The 13,329-nt window shown below is 64.5% G+C and carries 10 protein-coding genes; 7 read left to right on the top strand and 3 right to left on the bottom strand.

Translation table 11 applies throughout. The features are described 5' to 3' along the window. Window positions 1–12: 12 nt before the first annotated feature. Window positions 13–1,497 (bottom strand): DUF4173 domain-containing protein, encoded by a 1,485-nt coding sequence (locus HY852_RS23505; protein ID WP_291607291.1) that lies wholly within the window; start codon window positions 1,495–1,497, stop codon window positions 13–15. A 189-nt stretch (window positions 1,498–1,686) separates the two neighbouring features. Here HY852_RS23505 and HY852_RS23500 point away from each other — a divergent pair, with 189 nt between their 5' ends. Together HY852_RS23500 and HY852_RS23495 are read left to right on the top strand one after the other, a co-directional pair. Continuing rightward, complete coding sequence (locus HY852_RS23500; protein ID WP_291607290.1) at window positions 1,687–3,111, top strand: glycoside hydrolase family 3 N-terminal domain-containing protein; 1,425 nt, start codon at window positions 1,687–1,689, stop codon at window positions 3,109–3,111. Window positions 3,112–3,658: 547 nt separating this feature from the next. Next, window positions 3,659–4,804 (top strand): acyl-CoA dehydrogenase family protein, encoded by a 1,146-nt coding sequence (locus HY852_RS23495; protein WP_291607289.1) that lies wholly within the window; start codon window positions 3,659–3,661, stop codon window positions 4,802–4,804. 69 nt (window positions 4,805–4,873) lie between these two features. On the opposite strand, the gene HY852_RS23490 is transcribed toward HY852_RS23495, so the two are convergent. Next, window positions 4,874–5,815: an alpha/beta hydrolase gene (locus HY852_RS23490; RefSeq protein WP_291607288.1), complete on the bottom strand. Its 942-nt coding sequence runs from the start codon at window positions 5,813–5,815 to the stop codon at window positions 4,874–4,876. A gap of 210 nt (window positions 5,816–6,025) precedes the next feature. Between HY852_RS23490 and HY852_RS23485 the strand changes: the two genes are divergently transcribed. Further along, entirely contained in the window at window positions 6,026–6,172 is a 147-nt protein-coding gene (locus HY852_RS23485; protein ID WP_291607287.1) for a hypothetical protein, read from the top strand. A 21-nt stretch (window positions 6,173–6,193) separates the two neighbouring features. Here HY852_RS23485 and HY852_RS23480 read toward each other — a convergent pair whose 3' ends face one another. Beyond that, entirely contained in the window at window positions 6,194–7,045 is an 852-nt protein-coding gene (locus HY852_RS23480) for an SDR family NAD(P)-dependent oxidoreductase (protein WP_291607286.1), read from the bottom strand. Between the two features lie 203 nt (window positions 7,046–7,248). Between HY852_RS23480 and HY852_RS23475 the strand changes: the two genes are divergently transcribed. The 4 genes from HY852_RS23475 to HY852_RS23460 form a co-directional block, all read left to right on the top strand. Then, a complete protein-coding gene (locus HY852_RS23475; protein ID WP_291607285.1) occupies window positions 7,249–8,376 on the top strand; it encodes an alkene reductase in 1,128 nt (375 codons plus the stop codon). A 192-nt stretch (window positions 8,377–8,568) separates the two neighbouring features. Continuing rightward, the gene (locus HY852_RS23470) at window positions 8,569–9,048 is read left to right on the top strand and encodes a GFA family protein (protein WP_291607284.1); all 480 of its coding nucleotides are present in this window, start codon (window positions 8,569–8,571) and stop codon (window positions 9,046–9,048) included. A gap of 231 nt (window positions 9,049–9,279) precedes the next feature. Then, window positions 9,280–10,941: a thiamine pyrophosphate-binding protein gene (locus tag HY852_RS23465; RefSeq protein ID WP_291607283.1), complete on the top strand. Its 1,662-nt coding sequence runs from the start codon at window positions 9,280–9,282 to the stop codon at window positions 10,939–10,941. 1,084 nt (window positions 10,942–12,025) lie between these two features. After that, the coding region (locus HY852_RS23460) for a M20 family metallopeptidase (RefSeq protein ID WP_291607282.1) at window positions 12,026–13,329 on the top strand (1,304 nt) is incomplete at its 3' end.

Below are 13,329 nucleotides of genomic sequence, written 5' to 3'. Positions count from 1 at the left end.
TCGCTCCGGCCGTCACCCTGTCGCGGCGTTCTTCTGGGTGTCCAGGTAGTGCTGGAGGCGCCAGCTCCGGAAGCCCCAGGTCCGCCAGGACACCATGTCTCGCCGGTGTTCGTCCAGGAGCGAATCCCGGCGCGAAACGAGGTGCGATTCGACAGTTTGAATCTGCATTGCCTTTTCCATCGCAGGCAAGGCTTGGGGCCCCAGCTGGGAGAGGTAGTAGGTATCCATCTGCACGCCCTTGCCCGACACTTCGCGGCTGTGGCTGACATTGTAGTCGGCGATGATGGAGGCAAAGTTCACGAGCGATGAAACATAAATCACAGCTGTCAGCGTGATCAGGTTTGCCCTGATCAGCCATTCGTTCGAGCGGTTGAGCGCGATGCGGGCGAGGATCAACAGGAGTCCGATGGCGACGAGCATCATCCAGATGAAGGCGGCAATGCGCCAATAGGTCAAAAGATAGATCTGTACGTAGATATCCAGACGAAGAATGGAGGAGGCGACCATCATCACGTTCTGCGCTACCCAGAGATAGACGAGCCAGCGTATCACGCTGGACTTCTCTGCGGGGCCGCCGGGCCGCATCGCAACCAGGACGAAGCCCGCAGCGAGCAGGGCGGTGGCAATGAGAGGATAGGCGCCGCGATGGGCATACGATGCATAGGTGACGTCGGCCGGAAGCGTTGCGTTGCCCCACAGATAGGCCGCATCGAGCGCCGTCTGCACCGCAAACAAGAGGTTGAACAGGATCAGCGAGCGCAGGATCGTGGGTGCCCCGAGGAGCGCGATGCCGGACGATCGGGCCGCGGTTTGCGCGTCCGGCCCGTCCGGGTCCGGTGAGGAGGCTACCATGGCCCGCCGCCAGAGATGGATGAACGGCCACACCAGCGCCATTGCGACGATCCAGAACAGAGTTCGTCCGACGCTGACCTGGGAAGCGACTTCACCCGGGTTGAACAGCTGAATCCATTTTTCCAGCACCGGATTGGCCGCCACGAACAGGCAGATGAATATCGTCCCGAGCAGCGCCGGCACCAGCCAGACGACAAGGCCGCTGGCCAGCGCGGGGAGATGGAATGCCCGCGGTGCGTCCCGGAAGAACCGGAACGGGCCGACCAGGAAGAGGTCGAGCAGCGCCGCAGCCCGTTCACCGAGTCGGACCGGAGCAGGATCGATGGTCACGATCAGGGCAATGCCGAGCGCGAGGATGAGGATCACGAGCGAAGCGGCATTGACTTCTTCCACGGCCGGCACCAGGCCGGCGACGATGACAACCGCGCCGAGCGCGGCGCGGCTTCGGCTCAGCGCTGCAAAATTGGCGAGCAGCGAACCCAATACCAGCGCGATCGCGAAAACGACGACCGATATTCCGACGCGTTCACCATAAAACAGCCAGTCGGCAAGCGCAGCCAGCACGAGCGCGATTGCGAGCTTGAACCAGCGCGGAGCGATCTCGACGGATTGGGTGTCAGGCGCCGGCGAAGCGATGCTTGTCATCTTTCAAAAATACCTTCTGTGATGCTGAACGGGGCAAGCTTGACCGGTCGGTGTGCAAATCTCGGGAAAGTCGTCTACACGAGTTCAGGAGTTTCGTGCAGATTCCGTGCAGATGCGTTCTGGCATCTCGCGCTTGGAGCGCCGGTTTGATAGGGCAATGACATCGCATCAACACGCACGGTCGCACCCATGAAATCCGGCAACCGCATCGCTTACGTCCTGCTCTTCTCTTTCGGACTGGTTCTTGCGCTGATCGCCGCGAACAAGAATCAGCCTTATCTGATGATGCTGCGGGGCGTGGGAAACACCACGATCATCCTCGCCAGCATCGTGGTTCTCGCCGGCCTGCTCTGGCGCTCCTGGTGGCGGCAGGGACATCTCGGCAAGCTGGCGATCGTGGTGTGGTGCCTGCCGCCGCTCCTTTTGCTGTGCGGCCATCTTTCATTCGAGCAGACGAAGCGCGTAGTGCTGCGGGCCGATCCCGTACAGGTGCGGAAGCTGGGGCCGCACTTCATGGTCGGCTACACTTCGTTCTCCGAGGTCGCGCTGCTCGCCCAGACGGGGCTGATCGGCGGCATCTACATCACCGGACACAACATCCGTGGAAGGAGTGCGGAGGCGCTGAGAGACGAAATCTCGGCGCTTCAGGACATCAGGCGCGCCGCGAGCTTGCCGCCATTGTTCGTCGCCGCCGATCAGGAGGGCGGTATCGTCGGCCATCTGTCGCCGCCCCTGACAAGGTTGCCGGCGCTGGCGACGCTGGCGGAGCTTCCGCCCGACGATCGCGAAGAGAAGGCCCAAGCGTTCGGTCGCATTCACGGACGGGAGCTGGCGGCGCTCGGCGTCAATCTCAATCTCGCTCCGGTGCTCGACCTGCGGCCTGAAGGGCGCACCCGGCTCGATTTCAACACGCTGATCGGCCAGCGCGCGATTTCGGCCGATCCCCGCGTCGTCAGCGAGCTTGCCCAGGCCTATGTCAGCGGTCTTCAGGGATCCGGTGTCAGCGCCACGGTGAAGCATTTTCCGGGCTTGGGGCGCGTTCGCGCCGATACCCACCATTTCAGCGCCGAGCTCGACACGCCGCAGGCGCAACTGGAAGCCGCCGACTGGCGTCCGTTCCGGGAAGTGCTGGCAAGTTCGAACGCGCAGCTCATGATCGGACACGTGACGCTCAGCGCGATCGATCCGGCGCGTCCCGCCTCCCATTCCAAGCGCGTCGTGGACGGTATCATCCGCAACGAGTGGAACTACCAGGGCATCGTCATGACCGACGATCTCGTGATGGGTGCGATCTACCAGCACGATGTCTGTACCGCGGTCACGGAAGCGCTGAACGCGGGCGTCGACCTGCTCCTGGTCGCCATCGACGGATCGCAGTTCTACCGGCTGTTCGCCTGCGCGCTGGATGCATCGCGCCACGGCCGGCTGGATGGTGCCATGCTGCGCCAGAGCGAGGCCCGGCTCGGGCGGGGCGCGCCGCGGACCCCGCGACCGGAACTGGCCCATCTTGTGCGCCACACGTTGGGGAAGTCGGAGCGCATCGATGCAGATGGACCTGTTGCTCCTGTGGCTGGGGTTGTTGGGACCGTTGAGCTTCCTGGTGTCGAGCACTGACTGAGCGATTGACGCCCGCACCACAATGCGCAGAAGACGCGTTCGCACGCGTCCTTGAGGATGTGCGTGCGTAGTTTCCTTGCATCTGACGCGCGGCTTCAAAGGTCGTTCGACCGCGCCCATCGCCGGCCCGATGCGGCAACGGGACGCAGTCTTGCCGATCGCGTGTCTTGGCTCGAAGCGCGCAGCACCGCCATTGACGTACGGTGACGTCCGAGGCGACAGCATCCCATGAAAATATTACGATATAAGGATGAATCGGCGCAATTGAACGCAGAGGCGCGCCATTCGCTGCGCCAGGGCGCCAGATGGTGATTGCGCAAGCTTTGTTCGCCTTGCTGCCCAATCAGGCAAAATCGTGCGAGTAATTTCAGCAGCCGCCGCTCGGCGCGATTGATCCCGCGCAAATGCAGGCGCGGAACTCCCCAACTACGCTTCATGCATAGATGCACGCCGTTCGCGAGCCGGGCGAAGGTGCGTGAATTTGCTCAACACGCGCTGCGCGCCTCCCTGAACACGGCGCAGCTGGAATTCGAAGGATTGCACCATGCTTGAATTTTCCGCTGATGCTCCCGCCACGCCGTCGGCGCCGGCAAGCCGAGAGGAGTTGCTGGCGGCCTGCCGCGCGCTCTCGGACAACCACATCCGCGTTCTTGCGCGCGAAGTGGATCAGGGACTCTATCCGATCGAAACGCTTCGCAAGCTGGGCGCCGCCGGCGCATTCGCGCAGCATCTGCAAGGGTTCGGCTATAGTCGCGAGCGCGAAATCCTCACGACGATCGAGGCGATGGCCGTTTCGGGCGAGCATTGCGGTTGCACCTCGTTCCTGATGTGGCTGCAGAACGCGTTCGGATGGTATCTCGAAATGAGCGAGAACACCGCGCTGCGCGAAAGCCTGCAGCCTCTCATCGCGAGCGGGACCGCCTTCGGAACTTCGGCCATGTCCAATCCCGTCAAGGCCATGGACGGCATCGAGAACTTTCGGTTGCGCGGCGAGCGGGTCGACGGCGGCTATGTCGTGACCGGCGTTCTGCCCTACGTCTCCAACCTTGGCGACGGTCACTATCTCGGCACGGCGTTCGAACTGGTCGACAAGCCCGAGCACCGCATCATGTGCGTGATGAAGGTCGACGGAGAAGCCGTCAAGATCACGCAGAACGTCCACTTCATCTGCCTGGAAGGCTCCGGCACCTACACCGTGCAGGTGCGCAAGGCGTTCGTGCCCGACGCCATGGTGCTTGCCGATCCAATCGGGCCGTTCGTGGCCAGGATCAAGCCGACCTTCTTCCTGTTGCAGGCTGGCATCGCGCTGGGCCAGATCCAGGGCTGCATCAACATCATGAACGAGTGCGATCAGACCCACCTTCACGTCAACAAGTACCTGCCGATGCGGCAGGATTATTTCGCGGAGAAGGTCGACGGGATGGTCAAGACGGTGGTCGAACTGCTCAAGACGCCGTTCGAAACCTCGAAGGACTACCTGCGCCAGGTCTATCAGGCCCGCCTGGCTGCCGGGGACGTGGCGATGGAATGCGCCAACTCCGCGATGATGCACGCCGGCGCCAAGGGCTACATCCTGGGCTCGGATGCCGATCGCCGGCTTCGCGAGACGATCTTCGTGGCCATCGTGACGCCCGCCCTGCGGCACTTGCGCAAGACCCTGGCCGAAATGGACGCGACTGACGCGGCTTGAGAAAGCTGACCGCGCGGAGGAGCTTATCGGAACGCGAAAAGTCCGCGCCCAAGCAGCCAACGCTCGACGCTACGGCAGGCCGCGCGCTTCGAGCTGGCGCACGAGCAGCAGCGTCGGCTCGGCCAGGCTGTCGGCAGAGCCGTCGAGGCCGAACACGGAGGCCAGACCGTCGCGATTCCTCAGGACTGTCGTGCGCGGGCAATGTCCGGCGGCGCAGAGCTGCTCCTTGAATTGCTCGCCCTGCGCGACGAGACGCGCGGGATCAGCGGCGGCCCAGGCAAGCACAATCGGTTCTTCGATGGTGAGAATGCCTGGGAACACCGATTGCTTGTCATATTGGCTGGCATCCGTGCCGAAATAGGACTTCTCGCCGTCGTCGCCGTCCGCGCTCGGCCGGTACGTGCCGGATACGAGCACGACGGCCGCAACATCGGAGTCGCTGGCCTGGAATTCGGGGTGCGCCAGCAGGCTTGCGACATGATAAGCGCCAGCGGCGTAGCCGACCGCCACGATCTGCCGGGCGTCGCCGTTGAAGAGATCGATATTCTGGTGAATCCAGGACGCCGCCGCCGCGACATCCCTCGTGCCCGAAGGCCATTGCGCGGCGGGCGCCAGTCGATATCGCATTCGCACCCCGACCATGCCGTTACGCGCGGCAAAGCACATCGTCTGGTCGGCAAGATCCCGGGCAACATCGGCGGAGTCGCCATCGCCGGTGAAGTTTTCGCCGGCGACAAGCAGAAGAATGGGACGCAACATCCCCGTCGCGGCCTCCATCGTCGCGACATCCAGAACGTTCAGCTCGCTCTCGCCATATTTGAGGTTCCGTGAAAACGACACCTGGTCGCATAACCGGGCCGCATCCGAAACGGCCGCGTCGGCCGAATCGTCGGCATCGCTCAGCCCTGTTCTCAGGACGTCGTTGCCGGGGCGTTGCGGCAAGGGCAGCAGGCTCTGTGCGGAGGCCGCCGTCACCACCAGCAGCAAGCAGAATACGAGATAGCTTTTCATCCATCGTACGCGGGCAAGCGGACGACGCAACATCGGCCTGCGTTGGGGCTATTTGACGGCATGGCTTTCCCGCGAGCCGCCGATTGGCGCACCCGTCACCGGCCTCGCCAAGCGAATTCGGCGCCGCGGAGAGGAGTCTTGCTCAAGCAGCGGGAACCTGGCCCGTTCCGCGCCGTTGTCTTGCGTTGGCAGGCGCAAGGCGAGGCTGTCATGTCGGTCCATTGGAAAGGCGCGGACGACCCGAGGGAGATCATGCGGGCTACCGGCCACCCGGAACTGGAATATGCCGCCGGGTGGACCATTGCGGGCCTCGTGACCCTCGGTGTGATCGTCGCCGCCTGGGTTTTCGCGATCTGAGGCCGGTGCTGTTGCAGGCGGCTAGGCGTCCTTGACGAACGCGGCGAACGCTTCCGCGTAGTCCGGATGCCAGCGCGACAGAGCAGGGCGGTTCTCGACGACGTCGCCCGCCGCCCACAGGATGCGCCGTTCGTCGAGGCGGCGCGGAACGTCGTTGTCCGGACACAGGATATAGAAGTCGCCCGCTTCCAGCCGCTCGATCATGAAGTCGACGGTCTGCTCCGGCGTCCAGGCGCCCTGCGGCTTGTCGGTGCGACCGCGCGCGGTCAGCGGCGTGAACACGAATCCCGGGATCAGGAGATGCGCGCTGATGCGGCAGCCCGTGGTGTTGCGCAATTCATGCTGCAGCGCCTCGGTGAACGCCTTCACGCCGGCCTTGGATACGTTGTAGGCGGGATCGCCCGGCGGCGTGGTGATGCCCTGCTTGGAGCCGGTGTTGATGATCAGGCCGTCCCGTCCGCGCTCGATCATGCGAGGGGCGAAGATCCGTGAGCCGTGGATGATGCCCCACAGATTGACGCCGATCACGCGTTCCCAGTTGTCCAGCGGTCCGAACAGCTTGCTGCCGGGCTGAATGCCGGCGTTGTTCATCAGCACGTCGGTACCGCCGAACCGCTTGTGCACCGCGCCTTCCAGTTCCGCAACGCTTTCGAGACGGCTGACATCGGTCGCCACCGCCATCACGCTGTCCGCACCGCCGCGCGCAATGGCCGACAGTTTCGTTCTGGCTTGTTGCAGCCGGTCGGGATCGACGTCCGCGATGCAGACCTTCATGCCGAGCGCGGCAAATTTCATCGCGGCGGCAAGACCGATACCCGATGCCCCTCCGGTGATCACGGCGACGTTATTGGCTGACAAGGCGGGATGCGGCACGGTGCTTCTCCATCGTTCGTAACGGCGGGTCTTGGGCGAAGTAAGCCGCCGCGCCGCGACGACCATGCCCGACTTGGCATGGGTGGTCTTCGGTGACGCGCCGGTCCGTCGGCTTTACGCCAAATTCGCCGCGCTGTAGCCTTTCACGCTCAACGATCCAGCGAGATCGCTTCAATAGACACCATCGATACTCCGGGGCAGATATGAAATTTCCTGCGTTGTTTTCGCCGCTTCAGGTGGGTCCCTATCGCCTGCAGCATCGTGTCGTCATGGCGCCGTTGACGCGCATGCGTGCCGAGCGCGCAACCTTCGCGCCGCGGCCGCTCAATGCCGAATATTACGCCCAGCGCGCCTCGGCCGGCGGGCTGATCATCGCGGAAGCCGCGCCGGTCACGTCATGGGGGCGCGGCAATCCCGCGACCCCGGGCATCTACAGCGATGCCCAGATCGCCGGCTGGCGCCAGGTGGTCGACGCCGTGCACGAGAAGGGCGGCGTCATCTTCCTCCAGCTCTGGCATGTGGGGCGCGTCTCGCATTCTTCCTATCATGGTGGCGCGCTGCCGGTCGCGCCCTCGGCGATCCCGATCAAGGCCGAAGGCATGATGGCGATGAGCGCCGACGGCAAGATCGTGCCCTATGAGACGCCGCGCGCACTCGAGACCGAGGAGGTCGCCGGCGTCGTCGAGGCGTTCCGCCAGGGCGCGCGCAACGCGCTGGCCGCCGGCTTCGACGGCGTCGAGATCCACGGCGCCAACGGCTATCTCCTGGAGCAGTTCCTGCAGTCGCGCAGCAACCAGCGTACGGACCGCTATGGCGGCTCGATCGAGAACCGCGCGCGGCTGCTCATGGAGATCACGCAGGCGGTCATCGAGGTGTGGGGCGCTGGCCGCGTCGGCGTGCGGCTGTCGCCTTACGGTATCGCCAATGACTCGGGCGAGCCCGATCCGATGCCGCTCTACAGCCATGTGGTGAAGACGCTCGACAGGCTCGACCTTGCCTATGTGCATTTCATCGAGCCGCGCTCCAGTGGAGCGGGCCGTGCCGAGGTCAACTGGCAGAACGTGCCGTCGGCGATGGTGCTGTTCCGCCCGATGTGGAGCGGGGTCCTGATCGCGGCCGGCGGCTTCACCGGCGAGACCGCGAACGCGGCGATCGCCGAGGGCCATGCGGACGCGGTCGCGTTCGGCCGCATCTTCATTTCCAATCCGGACCTGCCGCGGCGCCTCAAGCACGGCTTCCCGCTCACGCCCTACAACCGCGCCACCTTCTACGGCGGCGAAGCGAAGGGATATACGGATTATCCCGGCTACGACGAATTGGAAACGGCGTGAGTCCTGTCCCGTCATTCCGGGGCGCGGCGAAGCCGCGAACCCGGAATCCGGGGACGCGTTGCCTACTATCACTCCGCTACCGCCACAATGGACGTCATTGCGAGGAGCGGAGCGACGAAGCAATCCAGAATCTTTCCGCGGCGACAGTCTGGATTGCTTCGCTTCGCTCGCAATGACGGAGGTACAACGCTCATGGCTAAAGCAACGCCACCTGCGGGAATCGCCGCCGGCCAATGCCTGTGCGGCAAGGTTGCCTTCGAGATCGACGTGCCGGCACGTTGGGCCTGGCACGATCATTCGGCCGCCAGCCGTCGCGCCCATGGTGCCGCCTATGCAACCTACGTCGGCAGCTGGAAGAAGCGCTTCCGCATCACCCAGGGCGAAAGGGCGGTCGCGCGCTATGAAGACAATGCAACGAAGACCGTGCGCAGCTTCTGCTCTCACTGCGGCACGCCGCTCGTTTACGAGCGCGCCCGCTCGCCGCACATGGTGAACATACCCCGCGCGCTGTTTTCGGGCCGCACCGGCCGTCAGCCGCTCTATCACATTGCTATCGAGGAATCGCAGGAATGGGCCTATGCCGGCGAGCCTCTGGTGCCGCTAAAGGGCTTTCCCGGCGTGGTCTGGCAGCGTTCGAAAAAGAGGAAGACGGAACGCGAGGGAATGTTCTAGATCGTGTAACTCCGCCGTCATTGCGGCGAAGCGAGGCAATCCAGAGTACCTCCGCGGATGGAGTCTGGATTGCTTCGTCGCTTACGCTCCTCGCAATGACAGAGGGTTACGGGCAAAATCAAGCTCCGCGCCATCCGTCCGCAGATCAGCCATGACCTCGCTCCATTGCGCCGGGTGGCACACTTCGCCCATCATGCCTGCCCGCGAGGTCAACGTCCCGGGGGAGGAAACATGAAGAACCGCATCACCGGCCGCTCGGCGTTTCTCGCCTTGCTCAAGGACGAGGGCATCACGCACCTGTTCGGCAATCCCGGCACGACCGAATTGCCGATCATGCACGCGCTGAAGGATCATCCCGATCTCACCTATGTAATGGCGATGCAGGAAAGCCTCGTCGTCGCCATCGCCGACGGCTTCAGCCGCGCCTCGGGCCGCCTCGTCGCCTGCAACGTCCACGTCGCGCCCGGGCTCGGCAACGCCATGGGCTCGCTCTACAACGCGCAGTTCACGGGTACGCCCTTGATCCTGACCGCGGGCCAGCAGGAGCAGGGCCACGGCCTCACCGAGCCGGTGCTCTATGGGCCCCTGGTGCGCATGGCCGAGCCGCTGGTGAAGTGGGCGGTCGAAGTCACACGCCTGGAAGACCTGCCGCGCATCGTGCGCCGCGCGGCCAAGGTCGCGACCACCCCGCCGACCGGCCCGGTATTCATCTCGCTGCCCGGCGACATCCTCAACTCCGAGGCCGGCATCGAATTCGGCCGCTCCACCCGCGTCGATACGCGGGTGCGACCGTCGGATGAATCAATCCAGGCGCTGGCGCAGCGCATCCTCAAAGCGCAGCGGCCGGTGATCGTTGCGGGCGACGAGATCGTCAAGAGCGACGCGCTCCACGAAGCGGCGGAGCTGGCCGAGACGCTCGGTTGTCCGGCCTGGCAGTCGTCGACGCCCTATGGCGCGCATTTCCTGTCCGAAACCCCGTGCTTCATGGGCGCGCTGGCGCGCATCCAGAAGCTGGCGCGCGAGGCGCTCGCTCCTTACGACCTCCTCGTCGCGGTCGGCGGCGATCCGCTGCGCATGTCGGTCTACAGCGAGATCGATCCGCTGCCGGAGGGCATGGGGATCGTGCAGGTCGGGCTTGCCGAATGGGACCTTGCCAAGAACTATGGCGCCGAGATCGCGGTGAAGGCCGACGTGCGGGAAACCCTGCGCGCGCTCGTTCCGGCGCTCAAGGAGGGTGGCGGCGCTGCGCTGGAGGCGCGGGCCAAACGCGGCCTCGCCGAACTCGCGACGAAGAACTGGACCGCGCGCCGTGCCTCCCTCGTCGAGCAGATCACAAGGGCGAAGGATCGCACGCCCATCGATCCGGACTGGCTCGTGCTGCAGATGGTCGAGGCGATGCCCGATAATGCCATCCTGGTCGACGAGGGCCTGACGTCGGGGCGGCAGATCATTCCGCTGCGCCCGCATCGCGACCGCTACGGTTATCATGGGCTCGCTTCCGGCGGCATCGGGTGGGGCTTGCCCGCGTCGGTCGGCGTCAGCCTCGCCAATCCGCACCGGCCGGTGGTGTGCTTCTCCGGCGATGGCAGCGCGATGTATTCGATCCAGGCGCTGTGGACCGCCGCCCACCACAAGCTGCCGCTCTCGGTCGTCATCGCCAACAATGGCGGCTACCGCATCATCAAGCAGCGCCTGCTCGCCTTCCATGGCGACGACAACTACATCGGCATGGATTTCGTCGACCCAAAGGTCGATTTCGCCGGCATTGCGAAGTCGCTCGGCTGCGAGGCGATCAGGATCACCGATCCTGGCGAACTGAAATCCGCGCTGTCGTCGGCCTTCCGCCGCCCCGGCGCCAGGCTGATCGAAGTGATGGTGGACGGCAGCGTCTAGATTTCACCGCTGCGTCAGGGATGCGTGCGAAGCACGCAGGCCCGGAATCCATCGCGCCGCGTTTCGCATAATTGAATGGATTCCGGGCTCGCGTTTCGCGCGCCCCGGAATGACGAGTGGATAAGTTTGCCCGACAGGCAAACAGTCAAAAACCTGTCAATCCCTCACGGCAAAAATATTTCTCTTTTCCCGAATTCGGAATTGGCGTATACGCGACCTGTCTCACCCGGCACGAGGGGCGGTCGTACGTCGTCACGGATCGCGGGTTTGGGATGCGGTGGACGCGGCAGCGTCGGGCGCGCAGGGCAAAATCGCAGGGCGAGTCTAAAAGCTTGTGAGCGATGCCGGCGTGCGGACGAACGGCGCTGAATAGCGTCTTCGCTTGGCTTCGAGGGTGAGCACACGCCAGCCGTCGAACGCCGGGCGAGGGCGTCCGCGGACGGCGAAATCGTGTGGTCCTGGCGCCCGAAGCTGGCGTCAAGCCTGCGGAGGTGTTTCACGCCAACCGGCGTGATGCGCCAAACATCCGCGCGGCGACGGTGGCAATAGAGCTCGTCTCACCGGGGAGATCACGACATAAGCCGTTAAAACCATCCGCGCAGGGAAGGCCGGGATGTCTCGGCTGCCCTGTGGTCCAAGCCGTGTGCGTTTTGCGCACGGACCGCGGGTGTCAGCCGGCACCCGGCCTTCCCTGCGCCCTCGGTTAGAAAAGAGGGTGAAGCGGACGAGCACAACTCGGGCAAAACATGCCGCGGGAAGGCGGAGTCGTATCCACAGTTTGGATATGCGTTGTTGCTTGACTCGTCTTTGCGAGCGAAGCGAAGCAATCCAGACTGCTTCCGCTGCGACAGCCTGGATTGCTTCGTCGCTTGCGCTCCTCGCAATGACGAAGCCGAAGAGCCGCGAACATCACTCTTTCACCGTCGTGCTGAGGAGGCCGCGCAGCGGCCGTCTCGAAGCACGACGGGCACAAGCGGGGCCGTTCATCCTTCGCGGCTCGCTAGGCGAGCGGGGAGCGTCGCCCCCACTTCCAGCGCGCTTGTGATGCCGCTACTGTGCGCCTCCAAGAACTGATCGAAAGAACATGACCAGAGCAGACGCCATCGCCCGGGCCCGCCAAGCGCTCCACTCCGGCGCATTTCTGACCGATCTCGATCGCAGGGTCGCCTATCGGAGCGAGAGCCAGAATCCGGCGCGGAGTGCGGAGTTGCGCGCCTATCTGGAGAAGGAATTGCAGCCGGTCTTTGCCGAGCTCGATTTCGAAAGCCGCCTTGTCGAATCGCCGAGCGGAAAGTCGCCGTTCCTCATTGCGGAGCATCGCGAGGGCGCTTCACGACCGACCGTCCTGATCTACGGCCATGGCGACGTGGTTGACGGCATGGTCGGCCAGTGGCGCGAGGATCGCGACCCCTGGCGAACCACTGTCGCGGGCGAGCGCGTCTATGGCCGCGGCACCGCCGACAACAAGGGCCAGCACAGCATCAACCTTGCGGCGCTCGCCGCCGTTCGGGCCGCGCGCGGCGGCAAGCTCGGTTTCAACGCCAGGTTCATCGTCGAGATGGGGGAAGAGATCGGCTCGCCGGATCTGGGCCGGGTGTGCGCGGACTTGCGCGAGGACCTCGAGGCCGACCTGTTTCTGGCCTCCGACGGTCCTCGCCTGTCCGCCGACCGGCCGACGGTCTTCCTCGGCTGTCGTGGCGGCATCCGCGTTCATCTCGACGTCAATTTGCGCGACGGCGGGCATCATTCGGGCAATTGGGGCGGTGTGCTGGCCAACCCTGCCACCATCCTTGCCAATGCAATGGCGAGCCTCGTCGACGGCCACGGGCGTATCCTGCTGGACGCCCTCAAGCCGCCGCGTATCACCAACCAGATCCGCAGCTTGCTCGCCGACGTGGAGGTCGCCCCGACCGCCGGCGAGCCGGCGCTGTCGGAGAACTGGGGCGAGGAAGGTCTGTCGGCCGCCGAGCGGCTCTTCGCCTGGAACACGCTGGAAGTGCTGGCGATGTCGGCGGGTAGTATCGAGCAGCCCGCGAACGCCATTCCAGGGTGCGCCAACGCGGTGCTGCAACTGCGGTTCGTTGTCGGCACCAAAATCGACGATATTGTCGACGTTATGCGCGCCCATCTGGTCGCGAAGGGCTTTCCCATGGTCGAGGTCAAGGCGACGCAGAGTTTTGCGGCTTCGCGCACCGATTTCGACAGCCCCTGGGTCAAATGGGCGGCGGATTCCATCCGGCAGACCACCGGTAAATCGCCGGCGATCCTGCCGAATTTCGGCGGCTCGCTGCCCAATGAGGTATTTTCGGAGATCCTCGGCCTGCCGACGATCTGGGTACCGCATTCCTATCCGGGGTGCTCCCAGCATGCCCCCGACGAGCATATCCT

This window comes from Bradyrhizobium sp. (genome assembly GCF_016213215.1).
Lineage (GTDB): Bacteria > Pseudomonadota > Alphaproteobacteria > Rhizobiales > Xanthobacteraceae > Bradyrhizobium.
Note: the sequence above shows the minus strand (reverse complement) of the source record. Positions and strands in the feature narration are given on the sequence as shown.